We start from the raw sequence: 24,080 nt of genomic DNA, 5'->3' as shown, positions 1-24,080 counted from the left end.
AGTGTGGCAGAGCATCTTAGTGATGAAGAACAGTTGGAGAATTTAAAGAAATGGTGGCGGGAGTATGGAGTTGTTGCCATTACTGTTGTTACTCTTTCGGTAGGGGGCTATTTTGGCTCAGTTTTTTATAAAGAGAGACAGCAGAGCCAAGCAGAAGAGGCATCAGTGTTATATCAGCAAATGATGGAAGTTGCACTGGTTTCCCCCGATCAAACACTAAATGATACTGAGTATAAGCTAGCCGAAGGGCTGGCCTCCCAGCTGAAAGATTCTTTTAGTGGTAGTCAATACGCACGTTATGCTGCGCTTCTTATGGCGAAAATTTTTGTTGAAAAAAATGATCTAGATGAAGCAGCCAGAGAGCTGAAGTGGGCATTAAATGATGCGGATGAAGGGCTAGAACTTGTTATAAAGCTTCGTCTAGCAAGAATTGAGGCTTCGCGGGGAAATATAGATCTTGCATTGGCTATGATAGACGATACTGATGCCGGCACCATGGCTTCTGCTTATTCCGAGGCCCAGGGTGACTTCCATCTAATGAAAAAAGATGAAGTTTCTGCATATAAGTTTTATTTGCAGTCTTTGGATCAGTCTTTGGAGCATGACAGCTCTCATGTTCAGGTTCTTAAGCTAAAACTCAATCAGGTAACCCCTGCCACATCTAATATAGATAAAAATTCCTCTGGAGAAGAGAATTGATAAAGATAGGATTGCTTGCCATTATTATGGTTATGTTGACGGGCTGTGGTCTGTGGTCTACCGCACAAGAACAATGGCAGGCTATTGAGGAGTTGGTCCCTGGGTATGACCATCCAGAAGAAGAGGCAGCAATACAGAAATCAAAGCCCACTAAGTTGTTTGATGTGGATCAAAAAGTAAGCCTGGTGAAATTATGGTCTTCGAGTGTAGTTGGAAGCTATGATGCGGTTGGATTCGGCCTAAGACCTGTTTTCTCAGAAGATAAAATCTACGTTGCTGATAAAAACGGTCTTGTGGTTTCTCTTGATGCCATTTCCGGTAAAACAATATGGAAGGTAGATCTAGACCTTCCTTTAGGCGGAGGTGTTGGCATTGGTGGCGAGCAAGTTTTTGTTGGCAGCGAGGATGGCGATATTATTGCACTTAATGCTGACAATGGGGCTGTAATCTGGCAAGTGAAAACATCTAGCGAAATCCTTTCTGCGCCCTCAGGTAATGGAGATATTGTTGTTGCTCAATCGCAAGATGGACGTATTTATGGCCTTGATGCCCAGAATGGTGAGATACGGTGGCAACATGAAGTTGAGGTTCCAATATTAACGCTTCGGGGAACAAGCACCCCTGTAGTGAAGGGAAATATTGTTATTGCTGGCTTCTCTACAGGTAAACTCTATGTTTTCGCTGCAGCTACAGGAGACACTATATGGGAACACCGCATTGGGATACCTAAGGGTCGTTCAGAGTTAGATAAAATGGTAGATATTGACGGAGATCCTTTGTTGATTGGAGATACTGTATATGCTGCAAGTCATCAAGGCAGGATTGCGGCTATCGACAAGACTGGAGGGGCCTTGTGGTATCAAGATACTAGTAGTGTTCTTAGCCCTGCTTATGGCGAAGGTCATATTTATATCGTTAAAACAAGCGACAAGATCGTTGCAATGGATGAAGCCAGCGGGGCTATTTCTTGGGTTAATGCTTCTTTGAAGTACAGGGATCTAGGCCCTCCTTTGATTATTGGTGGATATTTGTTGGTTGCAGATTATGAAGGATACATACATGTCCTGTCTCAAGAAGAGGGAGATTTTTTGGGTCGAGCTAGAGTGGATAGGCGTGGTGTAAGTGCTCCTATGATTGAAAATGAAGACATTCTTTATGTGTTAGACAACGATGGTGCTGTTAGTGCGTATAAGCTGAAATAATATAATCGTTGTTTTTTTCGTGTAGAATGCCGCCTCTATTCTTAGTAGGCGGCATTTTTTATTGCTGACTATAGTAAATTAATATATTGAGCTAAATAAATGATCCCGGTATTTGCCTTGGTAGGCCGTCCAAATGTAGGAAAATCAACGCTATTCAATCGGCTGACGAAGACCCGAGATGCTCTAGTGGCTAACTATCCTGGCCTGACTCGTGACCGCAAGTATGGTGAAGGAGAGATGCTGGGAAGAAGATTTATGCTGATAGATACGGGCGGTATCACTGGAACGGAGGAGGGTATTGATTCTGCTATGGCAGAGCAATCCATGCAGGCTATAAAAGAAGCTGATGCCGTGCTCTTTATTGTGGACAGCAAGGCTGGCCTTACCCCTGTAGATTTGCAGCTAGCTAAGTATTTGAGAGAACAGGAACGTATAGTTTATTTGGTTGCCAATAAAATAGATGGCGTTAACCCAGATGTTGCTATTGCAGAATTTTTTGAGCTAGGCTTAAGGAACGTTTACCCTACGACGGCAACTCATGGGCGCGGTGTTAGGTCGCTAATGGGTGATGTTTTGGAGCCGTTTCCTGAGATTGATTCAGCAGATAGCCCTAATAGCAAAGAACGTGGGATCAAAATTGCTATTGTAGGTAGACCTAATGTTGGAAAATCCACCCTCGTAAATAGAATTTTGGGCGAAGATCGAGTGGTGGTTTTTGACGAGCCTGGCACGACTCGAGACAGTATTTATATCGAGTATGAAAGAGAAGACAAAAAGTACACTCTAATTGATACTGCTGGAATTCGACGGCGTAAGAATATCTCTCTTACGGTAGAAAAATTCTCAATTGTCAAAACCCTGCAATCTATAGACGACGCTAATGTTGTCGTGTTGCTTATTGATGCTCGTGAAGGATTAGTAGATCAAGACATGCACTTAATGGGCACAATAGTTGATTCAGGTCGAGCCTTAGTTTTAGCGGTAAACAAGTGGGATGGCTTGGACCTCTATGACAAAGAACGCATTAAGTCTGAGCTAGAGCGTCGGTTGCATTTTGTAGGGTTTGCTGACTTACATTTTATTTCTGCTCTTCATGGGACCGGCGTAGGACATTTGTATCAATCGATAGAGAACGCCTATGCTTCGGCAACAGATAAGTTAAGCACCAACAGATTGACCTTGATTCTGCAGGATGCCGTGACCCATCATCAGCCACCGCTGATTAGGGGCCGACGCATTAAGCTGCGTTATGCTCATGCTGGTGGTAAAAATCCACCAATCATAGTGATTCATGGAAACCAAGTAGAAGAAATCCCAAAACATTACAGTCGCTATCTAGAGAAAACTTTCTGCAAGGCTCTTCAGTTACACGGGACGCCAATTAAAATTGAATACCGATCCGGTGAAAATCCTTACGAAGGCAAAAAAAATAAGTTGACAGCTAGACAGGTATCGAAAAAAAGAAGATTAATGAGCTACGTTAAAAAGAAAAAATAAAGATCGTCTTGTGCTGCTACATTTTCTCCATAACCTCTATACCAAGCAGATCAAGACCTTTCGCTAACGTAAGTGATGCTATCTTAGATAGAATTAAACGACTATTTTTTGTTTGTAGTTCAACATTCTCTTTAAGTATTGGGCAGTGCTCGTAAAAGACCATATATAAACTAGCTATTTCATAAAGATAACTGCATAGAATATGAGGGAATCCTTGGTCGGCCACTTGATCTAAGATTTCACCGAAACAAAGAAGCTTTAGAGCTAGATTCTTTTCCTGCTCGGCGACTATATTGACACTTCCAGTGATATCGTTTTTTTTGATGCCAGCTTTCTGAAAGATACTATAAATTCTGGTATAGGCGTATTGAAGGTAGGGTGCGGTGTTCCCTTCAAAGCTAAGCATGGAGTCCCAGTCAAAAATATAATCATTGGTTCTAGTCTTGCTTAGGTCTGCATATTTCACTGCCCCTATACCCACTTTTCTGGCAATACTGCTTACTTCGTTTTCAGGTAAATTTGGATTTTTTTCTGCTACCAAAATGGCGGCTCTTTCAATGGCCTCCTTAAGTACACTGGTTAATTTAATCGTGCCCCCGCTGCGAGTTTTAAATGGCTTCCCATCCTTACCCATCATGGTTCCAAAGGCATGATGCTCCAGAGAAACATTCTCGGCAACAAAGCCAGCTTTTTTTGCTAAAACGAACACTTGTTTCATATGCAATGATTGGCGTGCATCTATAAAATATAAAACCCTATCGGCCTGCAAAATGTCACTACGATAGCGTAGTGAGGCCAAATCAGTCGTGGCATATAGATAGCCGCCACCTGATTTTTGAATAATGACAGGACTTGGATTACCGTTTTTATCAGCCAGCTCATCTAGAAAAACTACCTGCGCACCTTGATCTTCGACCGCAAGATTTTTATGTTTTAGGTCATTCAGTATGTTGTCAAGATCGTCATTATAGGAACTTTCAGGTCTGATATCGTTAGATTTTAGCGTTACATTCAGATCGCGGTAAATAGCTTCGCTATGAGCTATTGATATATTGATAAATTTTTGCCAGAGCTTTCGACAGTCTTTGTCGCCTGATTGTAGCTTTACGACGTAAGCTCTTGCTTTATCAGCAAAAATTTTATCTTCGTCGAAATGTTTTTTTGAATGCTGGTAAAAAACTTCAAGATCACCTAAAGCTAGCTGAGCTTGCTCTCCTTCGCTTAGTTGCTCTTCTAACTCCGCAATTAGCATGCCAAACTGCGTGCCCCAATCGCCCATATGGTTTTGTCTAATAACACTATGGCCTAGATAATCTAAAGTGCGAGCCACAGCATCACCAATGATTGTGCTACGGAGATGTCCGGCATGCATTTCTTTGGCAAGATTGGGCGAAGAATAGTCTATAACTATTTTTTGAGGCGCTGGTTTGCTAATACCTAAGGATTCGTCAGAACCAAGTGATGTTATTTGTTGGCTTAAAAAATCTGCAGACAAATGGATATTTATAAAACCAGGTCCAGCAATTTCTACTTTTTCGATGATTTCGCTTGGATCAAGGTTGTCTAGAATCTGCAATGCTAGTTCGCGAGGGTTGGCGCCTATGATTTTAGCTGCAGCCATTGCTCCATTTGCTTGAAAGTCGCCAAATTCAGATCTTGCGCTAACAGAAATACTAGGAGAGCATTTTCTAGGTATCCCCGCCTTCAGCATTGCTGATTTAAAATGTTGATCTAGTAGTATTTTGATGTTCATAAATATTTAATTGCTTATGTTAACCTGCGATGCTCAACATTATGAATGATGATTGTAGTTTGCTGCCACTTAAAAGCCAGTTTTGACACCAAGAAACTACTACCATTTTCCTTTAGAAGAGAGTTGGTAAAGTTGCCGGGTACCCACAATTAATCTCTTCTAAGCTTGCTGTTTGTAGCAATTGGGCTGGGAAAATTATATATAACGATATAGCTGGAGATTAAAAATGTAAAAATCGCTGTTGCTTGTATGAGATGCGATGCCAGCTCTCCAATTACAGCAGCCTTATAAGCTACATATGCAATGAGAAGAGAAAATTCGCTAATTTGCCCCAAACGGAAACCTATATCCCAAGCGAGATCTTTTTTTTCACTTTGCTTTTCCAGTAAAAATCTAAAGATGACGGGCTTTGCTGTAAGCATTGCAACAGCCAGCACTGCTGCGGCTAAAGCAACTTCTGGCAGCAAACTAAGGTTAAAGCCGGCGCCTACGGAAAAGAAAAACATGATCAGAAAAAAATCACGAAGCGGTTTTAACTTTAAGGCAATATGTTGAGAAATGGGGCTGGAAGCAATGGTTATTCCAGCTATAAATGCGCCAATCTCTCTTGATAGCCCTAAAACCTCTGCAATTTCTGATAGTCCCATGCACCAGCCAATAGACAAAAGAAAAATGTACTCACCCATTTGGTCAAATTTAGCAATAAGCTTCAATAAGACTAGCTTTACAAAACCCCATGCGAAGAGAACTAGCAATGGTAGTGTTAGTAAGGTTAACCCAATTTGGGTTATGTCAATCTGCCCGCTTGCACTACTCAGCAGAATAAGTAAAACGAAGATCGCCAAAAAGTCCTGCATTAATAGCAATCCAATTATCATTTCGCCAACATGGCGATGATGCAAAACGGTAGTCGGCAGTAACTTGATGCAGATAAGAGTGCTCGAAAACATCATAGCTGCCCCAATAACAAGACATTCAGTGGGGCTGTAATGAAACAGATGTGCAATAAAATAGCCTATCAGAGAAAATATAAATGAGCTGATGAATGTTACAACAGTAACTTTTTTCAGGGCCGACACTAAAGCTTGAGGCTGAAGGTCTAGCCCAAGAAGAAACAAGAGAAAAATAATACCAATTTCTGAAATTTCGGATAGGAGGTTTATATCTGGGACCCAGCCGAAACCAAATGGACCAATTAGTACTCCAAGCGCAATATAGCCAACAAGAAGTGGCTGCCGACCATAGATGGCGATGGTCGCAACTATCGCTGAGCCGGTAAAAATAAAAAAGAACGACTGGAATACAGCTTCGTTCATGTCAGTGTCCCTTGTAACGCAATTACATATGAAAATTCTTTGATGCGTTAATTATTTTTTGAGGAATTTAGAAGAAACAGTGGTTCGGGGGGCACAATTGCGCCTTGGTAGCTTTCGCCAAAATCATTAAATGATGAGAGTGCTGATTCTAAATCAGCACCTTCTTTAAGATCGAAGGATGTAAATCCGCACCGCTTAAGATAAAAAAGTTGGTCTTGGATGGGGTTTCCAATAGCCCGTAGTTGGCCATTAAAGCTGTATCGCTCCCTGAGGAGCCTGCCTATAGAAAATCCTCTACCATCAGTAAAGGCTGGAAAATTAACTGCAATTAACGGAAAGAGGTTAGCTTCATGCCCAACTAGCTCAACTGCTTCATCGCTATCAATCCATAGCCCGGCAATCATAAGATTGAGGCTTTCTCTGTTGTCTAACCAGTATTGCATTGGCAGCAAGAGCTTCCCTAAGGGTAACGGACCGCTAAAGTCTTTCTCTATGATAATCCAAGAGTCATCGACTATCTGCGTATCTTTAATAATTTTAGGCATGTTTAAGCCCTTGATCTTTATGCATATTTGATATTTTTTTGTCTTTGGGGTAGACACTTTCTTTAAACGGGGTGACCCCTATGCGGCGATATGTGTCAAGGAATAACTCATCACCTTTGCGCTGCTCAATATAAATAGTAAGAATTTTTTCTACTACTTCAGGGACCTCGCTTTCGCCAAATGATGGCCCCAGGACACCACCTAGAGACGTGTCACTACCAGCATTTCCACCGAGCTGGATTTGATAAAACTCGGCACCTTTTTTGTCTACCCCAAGTATCCCAATATTTCCCACATGATGGTGCCCGCATGCATTCATACAGCCTGAGATATTCAAAGAAAGGTCACCTAAATCATAAATATAATCAATGTCATCAAATTTTCGCTGGATTGCTTCTGCTATAGGTATTGATTTTGCATTAGCTAGAGAGCAAAAATCACCACCAGGACAACAGATCATATCTGTCAGGGTGCCAATATTTGGGGTAGCAAAACCACTAACTTTTGCTTTTTCCCATAACTTAAATAGATCAGACTTTTTGACGTCAGCTAAGACTAGATTCTGGTTATGAGTCGCTCTGATTTCGCCAAACGAGTAAGCGTCAGCTAAATCTGCAATGACTTCCAGCTGCGAGTCAGTTACATCTCCAGGCGCAACCCCGGTAGGCTTTAGTGATAGTGTTACTGAGGTATACCCTGGAATTTTATGGCTTCTGGTATTTCGTTGTAGCCATTTACCAAATGCGATGTTATTTTCTGCCAATATAGCTAATTCTTCGTCTGAGATCTTGTTATCAAGTGATTCATAGGGTGGCTGAGTAAAAAATCCCTTCACTCTATCTATCTCCTCCTGGGTTAATCTGCCAAGAGTATCTTTGGTGTATTCCCATTCATCTTCCACTTCTTGCGCAAAGACTTCAGCTGTCCAGGCTCTTACCAGAATTTTAATTCTAGCTTTGTATTTATTATCTCTGTTTCCGTGGCGATTGTAGACTCTTAGTATGGCATCAAGGTAGGTAAGCAGATCTTTTTGGGGCAAAAATTCGCGAATCACTGAACCAATAACAGGCGTGCGACCTAAACCGCCCCCTGCAAGCACCTGAAAACCGATTTCATCGGCGCTGTTTTTAACAATTTGAATGCCAATATCGTGCACTTGTATGGCGGCACGATCACCCTCAGTGCCACAGACGGCAATTTTAAATTTACGCGGAAGGAATGCAAATTCTGGGTGAAAGGTAGACCATTGTCTGATTATTTCACACCATGGGCGAGGGTCTTCTAGCTCATCTTGCGATACACCAGCAAACTGATCAGAGGTTGTATTTCGTATACAATTACCACTTGTCTGCACTGCATGCATTTGAACTTCAGCAAGTTCCCCTAATATTTTTGGCACATCTTCAAGCTGGGGCCAATTTAGTTGGATATTTTGGCGGGTGGTGATATGACAATAACCTTTGTCATATACTCGAGTAATGTGAGCTAGTTTTCGCACTTGTGCTGAACTAAGTAGGCCATAGGGTACTGCAATACGTAACATTGGCGCTAGACGTTGAATATACAACCCATTTTGCAGGCGCAAAGGAAGAAATTCTTCATTTGTAAGCTTTCCGGCCAAATAACGGTCAGTTTGACCTTGAAATTGAGCGACGCGTTGCTCGATAATTTTTTGATCTTGTTCGTTGTATATGTACATAAAATAGTTAACAGAGGTAGTAGTAGAAGTTTAAGAATGCTTTATTATCTATTATTGACGGGCAGAATAATAGAATTGGGTGAACTTTAAAGAGGATAATCAGACTTTTAGTGCTATCGAAACTTAGCTGTACTGAAATCATTATGGAGGTTCAAGAGAGACGACAACACAAAACGATGCTGATACAATTACCGATTAATAGAACATTTAATGTAAAGTTTGGGTAGATGCGAGGTCGATGGTATGCCAGAAGAAGTTGTTACTAATCAGATTGATAAAAAAGATGATAGCGTAGTCGATGCTGTGGCAGCGGTTGCTGTAGCGTTTATTATTATAGTCGGATTTGTTTTTTGGTTGAGCAATCAATAAGAATAATTATTATAGCGTATGGCTGATATAAAAAATGGTAATTTTTGCCATTTTTGGCGCTCATTTTCTACATTGATTAATTGAAGTTGCTAGGCACCCGAACTGTTTAGTACCCATTTAACAGCCAGTGTAATACAAAAAATAAAAATCACAGTAAATATAAGACCTGATACGATAAAGCTGTATATGTTCCCGTACTTAAAGTCCCTAATTCTATTTTTATTGCTTTGCACTCCAATAAATGCAGCTAAAGTACTGGCTACAATTGCCCAGAAGTTTGGTTTTTTATCAGCTTGATCGAGAGTGGGGTCTTTTTTTAACATCACTCCTCCTATATGTCCTGTAAGTTTGGCCTTAACCATCTTTGCATAGTCTCCAATGAGGCTCCTTTTCGTGCTGCCAGACTTTCCAGCTGATCCTGATTTATCTTTCCGACATTAAAGTACTTTGACTCAGGATGAGAAAAGTACCAGCCGCTAACTGATGCTGCTGGGCTCATAGCAAAATTTTCAGTAAGCTTTATCCCTGCATTATTGGTCACGTTTAATAGCTTAAATAGTTGTTCTTTTTCTGTATGGTCAGGGCAGGATGGATACCCGGGTGCTGGCCTGATACCTTGGTATTTTTCTTTAATTAGCGATTCATTGTCTAGAGTTTCATCCGCGGCGTATCCCCAGAACTCTTTCCTAACCCTCATATGTAAATGCTCAGTAAAAGCTTCCGCAAGGCGATCAGCTAAAGCTTTGATCATGATACTATTGTAGTCATCACCTTTTGCCTCATACTCAGCGGACAGCTCCTCAACGCCCGTGCCGGTTGTGACGGCAAATGCTCCTATGTAGTCATTTTTGTTGGAATCTTTTGGTGCTATAAAGTCTCCCAAAGAAAGCATTTCTGCAGAGCTGCTATTTTTTGATGTTTGCTGTCTAATATTATGTATTGTAATCTCTATTTCAGAACGAGACTCATCTGCATAAACTTGAATATCATCTTGATTGACTGTATTGGCCGGCCATAACCCAAATACTGCGGTAGCCGTTAGCTGCCCTTTTTCGATGAGCTCTTTTAGCATCACTTGCGCATCATTAAATAACTCAGTCGCGACTTTTCCTACTACTGTGTCACTAAGTATCTTGGGGTACTTTCCTGCAAGATCCCATGTAACAAAAAAGGGAGTCCAGTCGATAGAATCTAGCAATAACTCAAGTGGATAATTGTCTAACACTTGAACCCCCAGAACGCGAGGTATCGGCGGGGTGTACTGCTGCCAATCCATTACGGGGCCAGCCTCTTTAGCTTCGACATAAGTAAGAGCGGCATTTCTTGGTTTTCGATTGATCATCCTAGCGCGAACTTGCTCGTAATCTGTTTGGATTTGAGTAACATAGTTGTCTCGCTCCTCTTTATTGAGAAGCTTGCTGGCCACCCCGACAGCCCTAGAGGCATCAGGAACATAAATTGTTTGATTTCGATGATAGTTAGGATCAATTTTAACCGCTGTGTGCGCTTTGGACGTAGTTGCTCCACCAATGAGAAGCGGAAAATTTAAGTTTTGACGCTCAAGCTCGCTGGCTATATGAACCATTTCATCCAGAGAGGGCGTGATAAGCCCAGATAGGCCAATAATATCTACGTTCTCTTGTATGGCAGTCTCTATAATTTTTTCAGCTGAAACCATGACACCCAGATCAATCACCTCATAATTATTGCAGCCAAGGACTACTCCAACGATATTTTTACCAATATCGTGGACGTCACCTTTTACTGTGGCCATCAATATTTTCCCATTATTTTTTGCCTTCCCCCCTTTTTCGCTTTCAATAAAGGGTTGAAGGTGAGCAACCGATTGTTTCATTACTCGAGCAGATTTGACCACTTGCGGGAGAAACATTTTTCCCTCCCCAAATAAATCGCCCACTACATTCATTCCATCCATTAGGGGACCCTCAATCACATGGAGGGGTCGTTCTGACTTAATGCGGCACTCTTCGGTATCTTCGATGATATAAGTAGTTATTCCTTTAACTAAGGCGTGTTCTAAGCGTTTTTCAATTGGCCATGAGCGCCATTCTATATCTGATTTATTTTCTTTATTAGGCCCATCGACATGATAATTTTGAGCTATAGCGACGAGATTCTCTGTGCTTTCAGGTGAAAGGTTTAGAATGACTTCATCTACTTTTTTGCAGAGCTCTTCAGGGATCTCACTATAAACTGTTAACTGTCCCGCATTAACAATACCCATGCTTAAACCAGCACGAATGGCATAGAGGAGAAATACTGAATGAATGGCTTCCCTTACTGGATTATTTCCACGGAATGAGAATGAAACATTGCTAATCCCCCCAGATATCAGAGCGAGAGGCAGGTTCTGTTTAATCCATCTAGTACTTTCAATAAAATCGACTGCATAGTTGTTATGCTCCTCTATACCTGTTGCAACTGCGAATACATTTGGATCGAAGATTATATCTTCCGCATTAAACCCAACTTCATTTACCAAGATGTTATAGCTGCGCTGGCATATTTCTTTTCTACGTTCTAGGCTGTCAGCCTGACCTTTGGTGTCAAAAGCCATAATTACAACAGCTGCCCCATATTTTTTACACAATTTTGCTTGCCTTACAAAAGGCTCTTCGCCTTCCTTTAGGCTAATAGAGTTTACAATACATTTTCCTTGAACCCACTTTAGGCCTGCCTCGATGACGTCCCATTTAGAAGAGTCGATCATCAATGGAACTTTTGATATGTCTGGCTCAGAAGCAATTAACTTAAGAAAAGTAGTCATAGCATGATGCGCATCGAGCATGCCTTCATCCATATTGATATCGATGATTTGGGCACCATCTTCTACTTGTTGACGCGCTACAGCTAAAGCTTCTTCATACTCCCCATCTAATATTAATTTTTTGAAACGAGCGGAGCCTGTAACATTGCAGCGTTCCCCTACGTTTACAAACAAGGAGTCTTCATAAATAGTATAAGCTTCTAGTCCAGATAGGCGGCAGGCGGGCTTTATCTTGGGTATCAGGCGAGACTTAAACTGTTTGACGCTATCCGCGATATCCTTAATATGCTCTGGTGTTGTTCCACAGCAACCACCAATAATGTTAACTAATCCAGATTCAGCAAATTCAGCAACAATTGCTGTCATTTCTTGTGGAGTTTGATCATATTCACCAAATTCATTTGGCAATCCAGCATTAGGATGTGCGCTAACAAGGGTGTCGCAAAGTCGAGACAGTTCCTCTATATGAGGTCTAAGCTCTTTTGCTCCCAGCGCGCAGTTAAAGCCAATAGAGAAAGGTTTTGCGTGAGCAACTGAATTCCAAAAAGCTTCAGGTGTTTGCCCTGAGAGCGTTCTTCCGCTAGCGTCTGTAATAGTCCCTGATAACATGATTGGTAAATCGAAACCCAGTTTTTCGAAGGCTAGCTTTACTGCAAAAATTGCTGCCTTCGCATTTAAAGTGTCAAAGATTGTTTCTATTAATATAATATCGCTGCCGCCAGCAATAAGCCCTTCGGTTGCTTCGATATACGTTTCTACCAGCTCATCAAAACTAGTATTGCGTGCAGCGGGATCATTAACATCAGGAGATATAGATAATGTTCGACTGGTTGGACCTAAGACCCCAGCAACCCATCTAGGTTTTTCTGGTGTAGCAATTTGATCACAGGCCGCTCGTGCAAGCTCGGCGCCAGTTTTGTTTAGCTCATATACCAATGATTCCATGCTGTAATCAGCAAGAGAGACTGAAGTAGAATTGAATGTGTTGGTTTCAATAATATCGGCACCAGCTTTTAGGTAGGCCAAATGTATATTTTGAATGATATCCGGTTGAGTTAAAGAGAGAAGGTCATTGTTGCCCGCCACCGCTTGATTAAAAGACTTGAAGCGCTCACCCTTATAGTCGGATTCATTAAGCTTATGCCTTTGAATCATCGTACCCATAGCACCATCAAGAATTAAGATTCGATGGAGTGATTCTTGGTATAATTTTTTTATACGAATATCGCGATTGTTCAATTTTTGGTCCATAATTTTTTTATACTATTTTTTTCAGCAGAAGCATTAGGATTGTGAAAGAATTCTAATAGCTCTTTTGCTGTAATAGTATTGCTTAATAGGTAAAGATTTTATCATGTTACTTAATCTATATCAAAATATTTTGATATAGATTTTGTTAGACTGCATCTTATATCTTTTGATCTGTGGAGATTAAATATTTTTATAGAACCTTCCATATCAAGAAATGAGAGTATAGTTTAACAGGAATAGACTTTGGGCATCTTAAATTTTGGAATCAATTAATATTCTTTGCATTGCCCTTATGTACACATAAAATAGCATCTTGCCCCAGTTGAGTTGATTGTCGATATAAGGTAAGAATGTTAAAGTAAAGCAACCAGCTTGATTAGATAAAACTTTAGGTAAATAAATAATTTTAGGCACAAAAATGTTAAATATCACCATCACAGAATCCGCGCAGAAGTATCTTGCCGAGCTACTTGTTAAGCAAGATACAAGTGGTATTGGAATCCGTATGTTTGTTTCTGACCCGGGAACACCTAAAGCTGAAACTTGTATTGCCTATTGTCGTCCTGGTGAAGAGAAAGAAGATGATACTATCATGGAATTTACTGGCTTCAAGGCTTATTTTGGACAGGCAAGTCTGCGATTTTTAGAGGAGGCCACGGTAGATTACTCTGATGATAAGTTTGGCGGCCAGCTAACAATAAGAGCTCCAAACTCTCGGATGCCTAACATCGACGATGATAGTCCAATCGAAGATAAAATTAATTATGTTCTGCATAATGATGTTAATCCCGGGCTGGCTGCCCATGGTGGAAATATTAGCTTAGAGGAAGTAGTGGACGATATTGCTATTCTTAAATTTGGCGGTGGTTGTCAGGGCTGCGGATCGGCCGATGTCACCTTAAAAGAAGGCGTAGAGAAAACCATGATGGACAAGATCCCTGAACTTAAAGGCATCAAGGATGTGACAGACCATACCGACCGAAGCAAAGCATATATGTAACCTTAGCGGGTTATCTCGCGATACACACAGCTAGCTGTTCTCTCTATCCCTCAGTACATCTTTTAATTTATCACGCATTGTTCGTATTGTGATTTCAGTGGTTGCCCAATCAATACAGGCATCGGTTATAGATATACCATACTTAAGGTCCTTGGTATCAGCCGGCAGGCTCTGATTTCCAGCATTAATGTTGCTTTCAATCATCATCCCTATAATCGATTTATTTCCTTCTAGGATTTGATTGGTGACATTTTCCACCACTAAGGGTTGCAGCTCATGATTTTTATTTGAATTAGCATGACTACAGTCAACCATAATGTTTGCTGATATTCTTGAGGATTGCAGCTGTTGCTCAGCAAGAGAAACACTGACTGAGTCGTAATTAGGCTTTCCATCACCACCACGAAGTACTACGTGAGAGTATGGATTTCCTGCTGTTGTTACAACAGATACATTGCCTTCAGAATTGATGCCTAAAAAGCGATGCGGGCTAGCAACAGATTTCAGTGCATTGATCGCAACGGATAAGCTGCCATCAGTACCATTCTTAAATCCTACTGTTGAGGAGAGGCCTGAGGCCATTTCGCGATGAGTTTGAGATTCTGTAGTTCTGGCACCAACAGCAGACCATGCGATTAAATCATGCATATATTGAGGAGAAATGGGGTCGAGAGCCTCGGTGGCTGTCGGCAGTCCTATTTCAGCTATATCCAGCAGCAGCCGCCTTCCTATATGAAGCCCTTCAGTAATCTTAAATGAGTCATTTAAATGGGGGTCGTTGATAAGCCCTTTCCATCCCGTGGTGGTCCGAGGTTTTTCAAAATAGACCCTCATCACCAAGCATAGAGTGTCGCTAACTTCTTCAGCTAGAATTTTTAGTTTTTTGGCATAATCTATAGCGGCATCAACATCATGGATAGAGCAGGGACCAACAACAACGAATACTCTGTGATCTTTTCGATCAAGAATATTTTCGATAGCATTTCGGCCATCAGTTATTGTTTTTCGTGCAACACCACTAATTTGTATTTTTTCTTTTAGAGCCTTAGGCGTTATCAATATTTCCTGTGATTCAATATTGATGTTTTCAACAGCTTGTATCATTTGTTTTATGCACCGACTAATATTTCATTTCTAATGTCACCATTCTACATGAAAATTTAACACATAGGGCATAGAAAAGACTCCAAAAAATCCTTGAAGACTATGATTTATAGAGATTTATACCATATTTTTGATTGCCATCAGCTAAATATTAGTCGTCACTCGATACAAAATTATGACTGGATAGTTTCCAGGCATTGTATTAATGGAAAATAAAGGCTTATTTTTGTGGGCAAATTATTCATTTTCTTGAGAAGGTACTGGTAGTGTTTGAGTTGATCTTTGTACTGGGCAACTTCGCGTTGTAAAAAAATATCTTGCGGTTCTCCTTTCATTGGTTCGGTTGATTTGTAATCAATAATCCACTGAATACCCTCCATGATGAAGCAGCGATCTATAATAGAAGTGTGAGATGCACCATTTTTTAACCCTTGATATCCGATAGCATGCTCATGTCTGCTTTCTTGGTGACTGGATTCAAAAATCCAATGATTTTTTTTGTCTTTGAGGCAGCCATTAATAGCGCGTTCAAGTAGGATTAGGGGTTGATCGTAGTTGATAACCCCAAGTTGCTGTAGTTGTGATTGCCAGAATGGCCGTTGATCTTGAATTCTCTTGTTATCCCATTTATCAATGCCATCTAATACAAGCTGTCGTAATGTGCGATGCAAAATAGTACCGGTATGGCGAGCAACCACATTAGTTAATGATATGGACTCCAGTATTTTTTTATCTAGATTTATTAGATCGATGTTATTTTTATTGAAAGTGGATGGTGGAATCCAGTCAACAGGAAGTCTATTTATGGATCCTAAAACGACAGCGGGGCTGACATCACTGCTGTGTTCATCTATGGGTTGATAGCGATGTTCTTTGAAAGAGACCGATGGATCGACCTTAAAGCAGTCTTTGTCTCTATTGCTCCCAATAAGAGCCTTTAGCAGACTACTAGCTATCGGATCATTGTACTCTTTCGGATTTTTTTTATCAGAATTGATGGCATATGTTAAATGTAGTTGTTTGACAGCTCGGGTGACCCCAACATAAATTACTCTGGTTGTTTCCAGCTTTTCTCGCAATACCTTTTCTTTTCTAAGGTGATCAAACAGAGGGTCATGGTCTTGGCCAGTTTTCTTGAGCGGAGCAATAATAAGCCGGTTTTTCCCTGTTTTATTCAACCGTTCATGCCACAGAACCAGTGGATGATCGCTAGATTTTGATTGCCTATTTAGGCCGGGAATTATTACTGTATCAAACTCCAAACCTTTTGCTTTATGGATGGTCATGACATGCAAGCTTATATCGGCTTGTTCGTTAGGCTTTGCGTATAGCTTCTCTAAAGCTCTTTCAAATGTTGCCCAGTCGGTAATCTGGCCAAATTTTTCATGTCGTTCCAATAGGTCAAAATATTGCTGACAATCACTAAATTCTACGCTTGAGCGCAGCGAAGCGATGCCGCCAAGTTCAACCCAGACAGCCTCCACCCAAACTCTAAAGGGTTTTCTGTAGCGCTCCTCCCAGTTTTTTTTCATAACGGCGCTGATGCGGCAGAGTATCTTTTGACCGCTTTCTGAAATTCCTGAAATCTCAGAAGATCGAAACAGATTTGCCATAACAAGAGGATAGCTCTTTCCTGATGACGGACCATTTTCTTCTGGAGCAACATAGTTAGCTACTTGGAATAGATCATTAAGGTCTAGTCCGCACCAAGGGGCTCTTAAGATAGACAACCAAGCGACCCGATCAGCTGGCGAAATCAAGGCCCTGGTTAGAGACTTTAGGTCAATAATAGGCATACGGCCGCTCAGAGGGTCGATCTCTGTGGCTTGCCAGCTAAGACCTTCTTTCTGTAATGATACAAGAATGTCTGTTAGCGCTCTGCGTTGACGAACCAGAATAGCGATAGATCCTTTGGGACTTTTTTTCTTTGCTTGGCAAACCAGCGATGTTATATGAGCAGCTTCCGCTGCTGACCCCTCTGGGTTTGGGTAGTCAACGAATGCATCGATGGTTACTGACTTTTCGTTTTGACTTAAGGTGGATTGAGGGCTTTGATGGAACGCAGTCGATGCTCTGTAGCTGATGGATCCCCGGCTGATATTATCTTTTTCGGGAAAAGCGCCATCAAAGGTATGATTGACCCATTTAACGATTGTGTCTTGTGATCTGAAGTTCACTGTTAGATCAAGAGGCTCGAGCTGTATACCGCCTATCGGTGAAGTTCTTATTTGTATGAATTGCCCCACATTCGCGCCACGCCAACTGTAAAGGCATTGCATTGGATCGCCAACAATAAATAGACTCCTGCCATCATCAGACTGCCATCCTCTGGTTAGACTCTCCAAGAGGTTAAACTGTACTGAAGAAGTATCCTGAAATTCATCTATTAAAATATGTTTGATGGAATAATCTAGTTTAAGCGCAAGTTCTGTAGGTGCCTCATCTGTACCTAGGGCGCGCAAGGCTGCTAAGGTGATTTCTGTGTAGTCGCATGCTTGGTTTTTTTGAAATGCTACGGCCAGATGAGCATTTAAAACTTTAAGTAGTAAAGAAAGCGCATTAATTACCGCCCATTGGTTGTCATTATAGGAAGAGGGCGGCAGGTGACGTATATCAACTAGAGTTTCAAGAATACCGGGAATAGATTTTAGTTTATCAATCAGAGCTAACAGAGTAGTTTTTTTTAATTGTGCCTGTGCTTTAGATTCTTTTTTATCTTCAACACCCTCTATAATTGTTGGAAATCCCTGTTTCGCAGTGCATTGCATCCTCCATGCTGGCGCTCTTTCATCTTTTGTCATGAGCATTGCGCAGAGCCCCAGCCATTGATGATATTGATCTACATTGGCTTCTGGGAGTTTTTTTAACCCCAGACACCATGTCATATCACCGCCCTTTAGAGAATTGCTAGCAGCATAGTCCGCCAATAACGCAATCTCCGATTCATGGGGTGCTAATAGCTGCTTAGCATCATAAAGAGTTTCTTCTAGTACTTCATTTAGGTTTCTTTCTAGATCGTCTCTAGCGTCATGAGCTTGATACAGCTGCCCAATGAATTGAACTCGGTTTTCTAATAACCCAGTCAATAATAGTTCAAGTTTATTGAGATCATTATCTAGATGAGATAAAAGTGTCGCTACTGCACTCCCCAGCGCATCATTTTCCTCAAGCATCGATAGAAGGACTTCTGCTATCACTTTGCGACAGAAGGTGGTTGGACTGTCTAGAAGCTCGGAATGTTGACCGATATTACTTTCAATGGGCAGCTGTGACGCTAGTTTTCGGCAAAACCCATCGATAGTATTAACTCGTAATCGAGACGGATTTTCGAGTAAATTCCAGCCTCTTTTTTTATTTTGAGCTAACGCTTTTAATGCAAGCTCTATAGTTATTTTTTGATGCCCCTGGAGTTGATCGGCGCTCTCATTGAGTGTGATTATTTTTGATGCATCAGTTAAATTTTTAAAAACACGATGCTGCATTTCATGGGCAGATTTTTTTGTAAAAGTCATGCACAATATTTCTTCTGGGTCGTTAACGACAGCAAGTAATCTTAATACCCTTTGAGTTAATAGCTCTGTTTTACCCGATCCCGCTGGCGCTGAAATAGCGAAAGATCTAAAGGGTTCTAGAGCGACCTTTCTTACTTTAGCATCCAGTATTTTCATGATCCTAACCCCTCTTTTTGTGCTGCATCAGGGTTTTTTTCACTTGACGATAGTTCCATGTAAAGTTCCATGTCATTATCATCTATACGATTAAGAGGCTTAAGATATTCTTCATATCTCAGATCATTTTTTGTGATGTATTCTACGGCTGCGTATCCTTGTAAAAACTCTTCAGCCAGTGCTTTTAGTGAGTCCTCCCATTGTATTATGTGCGCACTCAAATCCTTTTCTGTTGCGCTAACATTTGGCGTTAGGCCTGACGTTTCAGAGAGTCCTATGAAGCTTTGTCCTGATATGTGTATTTTTCCTAAAACTGCTGCCGCTATTGGGGTCTTGGAAAAAACTGCATACAGTGGAACCTGCGGTTCTTTAAGGCGATCTCCCTCCCAGTCAGCCTTAGGGCTCTCACCTGTTTTGTAGTCAATAATGATTTTTCTTCCATCTTTTAGCTGGTCTACGCGGTCTATTTTTAGTTTCAGGGGGAGACCGTGGAAATCACCTGTCATCTCTTGTTCTACAGCGAAAACAGAGAATGGAATCCGCCCTTTTTCCATGTCTAGCCATTGAAGCAGTAAGCGGGATAAACGTATTTTTTCCAAAGAGGTAAATTTTGGCCTAAAGATATCTGGCCGCGCTCTTTCCCAGCGTTTGAGTGCTTGGTTGATACTCATAGCTACTAGCTCGACAAGAGCCTTTTCTGTTAGGCTGATTAACTGTTCATGAGTGATAATCTGCTGCCAAAAAATCTCCATGCATCGATGAATAATGGAACCTCTATCTGCAGCGGATAAACCTAACTCAGGGGTCGGTGTATCTTTTGCTCCCAAGCGATGAATCGCAAACGCATTGAATGGGCAAGAGGCCTGATGTTTAAAAATTCCACTTCCACCTAGAATAGTTTCATCAGCCAGGTTGATGGTTGGGCCCTTTATGCAAGATATTTTGTCCAGAGTTATAAGACTCTCTTCCCTGTAGGCTGACGGAGCCAGAGAAAGATGACTGATATCTTCATAGTTGATTTCTGTTAGATTAGCAATTAGATGGCTTGCCTCGCGTGAGTCAGATCCATCAGTTTCACTAAAACTACAAACAGTGTCATTAGATGCCGCTTTCAGCCTGGTAAGTTGATTTCTGGCTAGTTCTAATTCTTTCTCTGGAAGTGACTTCGGCGTCATGAATTCTTTTTGAAGGCTCAATGGTAGAAGAGAATATGGGGTAACGTTCGCTGGCCAGTTATCGTTATCCATACCGGTTATCCAGAGATGATCAAAACATAATGCATTGCTTTCCAATAACCCTATGATCTGAATGGATGCATTTGGAGAACCAGGTTGAAAGATAGACTTATTGGTTACCTGCGACAATTGTCGCAACGCATCTTGTAGCGTAACCTTTAAGCTGAGTTGATCTAGGGAAATGTAACGCTCAAGTGCATTCAGCCACTGTTGATGTTGTCGGTATTCAGCGTCATTGAGGTCTCTTTGTCCTGGCCAGCCAAGAATAGCTAGCTGCTCCTGAAATAACAATATCCAGTCTGAAAAACTATTTTTAGATGACATCCGTGCGAACAGATCACGTGCCTCTCTACAGAAAGCACTTTCTTTTTGGGGATCGTCACTGCTGATGTTAGATTTTTCTGAGAACTCAAGCTGGTTAATAAATTCAGCGTTAGATATAGGGTTTTGAGCAAGATTTCTAAGTTTTTTCTCTGTTATCGCGCGAGTCAAAAGTGTGCTATTTCTCCCCCAGAAAGGAGAATTAAGTAGACGGCAAAAATTCTCAAGGGGGAGTTGATTAAAGTTGAGTGACAGTAAAAGCAATGCTGATGAAACAAGCGGTGTGTCGTTTAACCGAATACTAGTTGAAATATTGTATGAAGATGAAGATTTAGCTTGGGGGCAATCAAGGCTACTTGGGCCCAGTTCCTCCTTAACTATTCTCCCTAAATCCCTTTTTGAGTCAGTCAAAGTGGGGATAATGATTCCTATTCGATGAGTAGGGTGCTTTTTTTGTAGTAGGTCTGCCCACCTAGCTGCAGCTCTTATTTCTTGATGTGGATCAAAAAACTGGGCGCGCACTATTTTTGCTTGTTTCTTCTCTACGCTATTTGATAATGCTGGTTCTCGTAGGATTTTTTCTGAGGCTACCTTCAGTAGACTTGCATATAAGGGAGGCATGCTATCAAAACCGAGCGTAATAATACGATTTTGTGGAGCCAAAATATTGGCTTTATAGGCCTCTAGTAAACCTAAGACACTATCAGCCTCAGTAATAAATTTGTATATTTTTAGTTTTGACTGGAATCTTAAAATCCATTGATGAAAAAGAGGCGAATCATCTTTGAGCCGCGCAAGGGGGATTTCCCATCTCTGCATAATATTATAGCTATCTCGCGCAAGACCGGAAAAGTTCTCAGGCATCAAACCATCTGGCTTCTCAGGCTCCTCCCTGATGACCCCTTCCCAGATTAGATGTTCTGCTTCTTCTGAGATGATCGCTCCATTTGGAATCCCAGTGACTGCGGTATCACAGCAATCTAGCCAGGTTTCTTTAATCCAGTGCTCGATGGCAAAAATTTCAGGTTTGGTCCAGCTGATAATTCCTTGTTCTATCTGATGCTGGGCCCAGCTTTCATGTATTTTTTTTGCGAGGCGATTGGTCGCAGTTAGTATTAATGATCCTGATTCAATCTCTTTTTTAATTATATGAATATCAAAAAGTGGGCGCATCATGGCAGGCAACTTTCTTATCCTAGGAGCGCTCTATAATCGCATAATATTCTACTTCAAAAAAGTAGTAGCTGGATTGAAGAAAAAACCTATCTTTTTAAAAATTTTATAATTGAGTCAACTTTTTTGCTAAAGCTTCAGATTTGCCAAGATAAAAATCACCAAAAAGCTACTTTGGCTGTTTTATATGCGGATGTTTGTTGTTAGTGTAAGAAAAGAAAACTACATCCCTACGGATCACTTGGCTTAAATTACAAAGAGGACAATGGCTATGATACTTTACGACTGCGCTGTAGCGCCCAATCCAAGACGAGCACGTATGTTTATTGCTGAAAAAGGCTTAGACATCCAGAAAATCGAAGTCGATATTATTGGCGGGGAAAACCTTAAAGATGCGTTCCTATCCATCAATCCGCGTGGATTACTTCCTGTCTTAGAGCTAGACGATGGCACTAGATTTGATGAAGTCATGGCTATTTGCAAGTATCTTGAAGAGGTCTATCCGGAAACCCCTTTGCTAGGAAAAACTCCGCTAGAACGAGCAACAGTCGAGTGCCTGCAACGCAAGATGGAGTTTGATGGGATGATCGCCATCGGTGAGGCTTTTCGTAACAACAAAAAAAATGAGAACTTCACATACCGCAGTCTTCCAGGAAATGACGCTGTTGGAGCCATAGAGGGTCTGGTAGATAGAGGGCAGAATACGCTCAACAATTTTTACGCCTGGCTGGAGCGCTACCTAACGGAGAATACGTTTGTTGCCGGTGATTCGTTTACAATGGCTGACATTACTGCTTTCTGTGCTGTTGATTTTGCCAAATGGGTTGAAAGAGAAATTCCAGAAGGTAATGCTCGGTCTCTTGAGTGGTACAATAAAGTCTCTATGAGAGACAGCACAAAAGCCTGATAATGGTTAGTTTAAAACAGTCTATCGATAGCTCTGTAAGCCAGCTTACATGCCCGAACTACAACTTTATAGCCCTGAGATGACTTGCAGATTTCGAATAAATGACACTAATAGCGATATCAAATATACCGACTTAGCCAGGAGTAAGATATTTTATGGACGTAGCTGGATATAGTCTTATATTTATTTTTGGTAGCTTTGTTGCTGGGGCAGTAGTTACTTTGTTGGCCTTCAGGATTCACAACCACTACAAGCAGGCTGCATCTGACCTGGTAGTAAAAAACTTAATTCATGAGCTAGGTGTGACTCGGGATGCATTGGCATCAAGGGAAAAAGATGTTGCGTTACTTAGTTCTGATAAAACTTTACTAGAGGTCCGCCTAGAGAGCGATAAGATTAGATACGAAGAACAACTGGCGCTGCTAAAGCAAGCACGTGAAAGCTTAAGTCAAGAATTTGAAAATTTAGCTAATCGCATTTTTGATGCCAAGCAAGAAAAGTTCTCAAAGGAGAGCAAACTTGCGCTCAGTTCCTCTATTGACCCGTTACGCGAGGAGATAACTGGGTTTCGCAAGCAGGTAGAAGAGGCTTACCATAATGAAAATGCCAATAGGAATAAACTGATTGGACAGGTAGTAGAATTGCAAAAACAGGCACAACAGGTGGGAGAAGATGCGGTCCAGCTGGCAAGTGCATTAAAAGGCGATAGTAAATTTCAGGGAAATTGGGGGGAGGTTGTATTAGAGCGATTGCTCGAGGATTCAGGTCTCACCAAGGGTCGGGAGTATGTGGTTCAATCGTCTCGTTATAATGATGAGGGGCACCGTCGGAATCCAGATGTGATTATTCATATGCCTGATCAGAAAGATTTGGTCATCGATGCAAAAGTTTCACTAACGGATTATGAGCGCTATTGTCGAGCCTCTGATTCGAAAGAAAAAAAGTTGTTTTTAAAGCAACATGTCAATTCAATTAGAAATCATATTTCAGGCCTAAGCCGCAAAGCTTACGAGCAGCTAGAAGGGGTTAACACACTTGATTTTGTGTTGATCTTCGTACCCATAGAGGGAGCTTTTATGTTGGCCCTTCAGAATGACGACACCTTGTGTAAAGATGCCTATGATAAGGGAATTCTTCTTGTAAGCCCGAGCACTTTACTGGTTGTATTGAAGACTGTTTATAATGTATGGCGCTACGATAAACAGAATCGTAACGCTGAAAGAATCGCTATAGAAGCTGGAAAACTCTACGATCAGCTTGCCTTGGTAGTAGACTCTTTGGATGAAATTGGACGCCATATAGGAAAAAGCCAAGACGCCTGGGATCAGGCAAAAAATCGCTTAGTTAACGGGCGAGGGAATCTAGTCAAAAGGTTTGATGATATCAGGAGGTTGGGAGCTCGCAGTAAGCGAAAAATTCCAGAGACATGGAGCAAAGAGGCTTTGGATCAAGAAGATGCATCGTTGCTTCAGACGGATGCAGAACAAAAAGATGATTTGAAAATATAAAGGTTTTTATTAACGCTGAGTATTTTCCGATCATTGGCTGAATAT

At 41.3% G+C, this 24,080-nt stretch carries 16 protein-coding genes; 7 read left to right on the top strand and 9 right to left on the bottom strand.

Translation table 11 applies throughout. From position 1 onward, the window contains the following. Positions 1–3 precede the first annotated feature (3 nt). From ABXT41_RS04550 to der, 3 genes are all read left to right on the top strand, one after another. Positions 4–699 (top strand): YfgM family protein, encoded by a 696-nt coding sequence (locus ABXT41_RS04550; protein WP_415390342.1) that lies wholly within the window; start codon positions 4–6, stop codon positions 697–699. Then, on the top strand, positions 696–1,901 hold the full coding sequence (bamB, locus tag ABXT41_RS04545; RefSeq protein WP_415390341.1) for an outer membrane protein assembly factor BamB: 1,206 nt from the start codon (positions 696–698) through the stop codon (positions 1,899–1,901). The genes ABXT41_RS04550 and bamB overlap by 4 nt, the downstream gene beginning before the upstream one ends. A gap of 99 nt (positions 1,902–2,000) precedes the next feature. After that, entirely contained in the window at positions 2,001–3,398 is a 1,398-nt protein-coding gene (gene der / locus ABXT41_RS04540) for a ribosome biogenesis GTPase Der (RefSeq protein WP_415390340.1), read from the top strand. Positions 3,399–3,414: 16 nt separating this feature from the next. Here der and argS read toward each other — a convergent pair whose 3' ends face one another. From argS to ABXT41_RS04520, 4 genes are all read right to left on the bottom strand, one after another. After that, entirely contained in the window at positions 3,415–5,151 is a 1,737-nt protein-coding gene (argS, locus tag ABXT41_RS04535) for an arginine--tRNA ligase (RefSeq protein WP_415390339.1), read from the bottom strand. Positions 5,152–5,300: 149 nt separating this feature from the next. Then, the gene (locus tag ABXT41_RS04530; RefSeq protein WP_415390338.1) at positions 5,301–6,467 is read right to left on the bottom strand and encodes a cation:proton antiporter; all 1,167 of its coding nucleotides are present in this window, start codon (positions 6,465–6,467) and stop codon (positions 5,301–5,303) included. Between the two features lie 47 nt (positions 6,468–6,514). Beyond that, positions 6,515–7,012, bottom strand: coding sequence for a DUF934 domain-containing protein (locus tag ABXT41_RS04525; RefSeq protein ID WP_415390337.1), 498 nt, complete (start codon positions 7,010–7,012; stop codon positions 6,515–6,517). Beyond that, the gene (locus ABXT41_RS04520; protein ID WP_415390336.1) at positions 7,005–8,711 is read right to left on the bottom strand and encodes a nitrite/sulfite reductase; all 1,707 of its coding nucleotides are present in this window, start codon (positions 8,709–8,711) and stop codon (positions 7,005–7,007) included. The genes ABXT41_RS04525 and ABXT41_RS04520 overlap by 8 nt, the downstream gene beginning before the upstream one ends. 243 nt (positions 8,712–8,954) lie before the next feature. On the opposite strand from ABXT41_RS04520, the gene ABXT41_RS04515 reads away from it, so the two are divergent. Further along, positions 8,955–9,080, top strand: coding sequence for a hypothetical protein (locus ABXT41_RS04515; protein WP_415390335.1), 126 nt, complete (start codon positions 8,955–8,957; stop codon positions 9,078–9,080). Positions 9,081–9,169: 89 nt separating this feature from the next. On the opposite strand, the gene ABXT41_RS04510 is transcribed toward ABXT41_RS04515, so the two are convergent. Both ABXT41_RS04510 and metH read right to left on the bottom strand, forming a co-directional pair. Continuing rightward, entirely contained in the window at positions 9,170–9,403 is a 234-nt protein-coding gene (locus ABXT41_RS04510) for a DUF2970 domain-containing protein (RefSeq protein WP_415390334.1), read from the bottom strand. Between the two features lie 8 nt (positions 9,404–9,411). Then, a complete protein-coding gene (metH, locus tag ABXT41_RS04505; RefSeq protein ID WP_415390333.1) occupies positions 9,412–13,107 on the bottom strand; it encodes a methionine synthase in 3,696 nt (1,231 codons plus the stop codon). A gap of 430 nt (positions 13,108–13,537) precedes the next feature. Here metH and nfuA point away from each other — a divergent pair, with 430 nt between their 5' ends. Then, complete coding sequence (gene nfuA / locus ABXT41_RS04500) at positions 13,538–14,119, top strand: Fe-S biogenesis protein NfuA (protein ID WP_415390332.1); 582 nt, start codon at positions 13,538–13,540, stop codon at positions 14,117–14,119. Positions 14,120–14,149: 30 nt separating this feature from the next. Here nfuA and ABXT41_RS04495 read toward each other — a convergent pair whose 3' ends face one another. The 3 genes from ABXT41_RS04495 to ABXT41_RS04485 form a co-directional block, all read right to left on the bottom strand. Then, a complete protein-coding gene (locus ABXT41_RS04495; protein ID WP_415390331.1) occupies positions 14,150–15,223 on the bottom strand; it encodes a 3-deoxy-7-phosphoheptulonate synthase in 1,074 nt (357 codons plus the stop codon). Positions 15,224–15,396: 173 nt separating this feature from the next. Further along, positions 15,397–18,891, bottom strand: coding sequence for a UvrD-helicase domain-containing protein (locus ABXT41_RS04490; protein ID WP_415390330.1), 3,495 nt, complete (start codon positions 18,889–18,891; stop codon positions 15,397–15,399). Beyond that, positions 18,888–21,623, bottom strand: a complete 2,736-nt coding sequence (locus tag ABXT41_RS04485; RefSeq protein WP_415390329.1) for a PD-(D/E)XK nuclease family protein — start codon at positions 21,621–21,623, stop codon at positions 18,888–18,890. Before ABXT41_RS04485 ends, ABXT41_RS04490 begins: the two co-directional genes overlap by 4 nt. 262 nt (positions 21,624–21,885) lie before the next feature. Between ABXT41_RS04485 and ABXT41_RS04480 the strand changes: the two genes are divergently transcribed. Further along, positions 21,886–22,527 carry a glutathione S-transferase family protein gene (locus ABXT41_RS04480; protein ID WP_415390328.1) on the top strand — a complete coding sequence of 214 codons (642 nt, stop codon included), beginning with the start codon at positions 21,886–21,888 and terminating at the stop codon, positions 22,525–22,527. Positions 22,528–22,682: 155 nt separating this feature from the next. Beyond that, entirely contained in the window at positions 22,683–24,035 is a 1,353-nt protein-coding gene (locus ABXT41_RS04475; RefSeq protein WP_415390327.1) for a DNA recombination protein RmuC, read from the top strand. Positions 24,036–24,080 lie beyond the last annotated feature (45 nt).

The organism is Porticoccus sp. Uisw_050_02, assembly GCF_047729555.1.
In the GTDB taxonomy this organism is placed as follows: Bacteria; Pseudomonadota; Gammaproteobacteria; order Pseudomonadales; family Porticoccaceae; genus Porticoccus.
This window is presented reverse-complemented; position numbering and strand designations above follow the sequence as displayed.

Coding starts and splice junctions, on each gene's coding strand:
- der (WP_415390340.1), top strand. CDS start 2,001: ATGATCCCGGTATTTGCCTTGGTAGGCCGTCCAAATGTAGGAAAATCA.
- argS (WP_415390339.1), bottom strand. CDS start 5,151: ATGAACATCAAAATACTACTAGATCAACATTTTAAATCAGCAATGCTG.
- ABXT41_RS04530 (WP_415390338.1), bottom strand. CDS start 6,467: ATGAACGAAGCTGTATTCCAGTCGTTCTTTTTTATTTTTACCGGCTCA.
- ABXT41_RS04525 (WP_415390337.1), bottom strand. CDS start 7,012: ATGCCTAAAATTATTAAAGATACGCAGATAGTCGATGACTCTTGGATT.
- ABXT41_RS04520 (WP_415390336.1), bottom strand. CDS start 8,711: ATGTACATATACAACGAACAAGATCAAAAAATTATCGAGCAACGCGTC.
- ABXT41_RS04515 (WP_415390335.1), top strand. CDS start 8,955: ATGCCAGAAGAAGTTGTTACTAATCAGATTGATAAAAAAGATGATAGC.
- ABXT41_RS04510 (WP_415390334.1), bottom strand. CDS start 9,403: ATGTTAAAAAAAGACCCCACTCTCGATCAAGCTGATAAAAAACCAAAC.
- nfuA (WP_415390332.1), top strand. CDS start 13,538: ATGTTAAATATCACCATCACAGAATCCGCGCAGAAGTATCTTGCCGAG.
- ABXT41_RS04495 (WP_415390331.1), bottom strand. CDS start 15,223: ATGATACAAGCTGTTGAAAACATCAATATTGAATCACAGGAAATATTG.
- ABXT41_RS04490 (WP_415390330.1), bottom strand. CDS start 18,891: ATGAAAATACTGGATGCTAAAGTAAGAAAGGTCGCTCTAGAACCCTTT.
- ABXT41_RS04485 (WP_415390329.1), bottom strand. CDS start 21,623: ATGATGCGCCCACTTTTTGATATTCATATAATTAAAAAAGAGATTGAA.
- ABXT41_RS04480 (WP_415390328.1), top strand. CDS start 21,886: ATGGCTATGATACTTTACGACTGCGCTGTAGCGCCCAATCCAAGACGA.
- ABXT41_RS04475 (WP_415390327.1), top strand. CDS start 22,683: ATGGACGTAGCTGGATATAGTCTTATATTTATTTTTGGTAGCTTTGTT.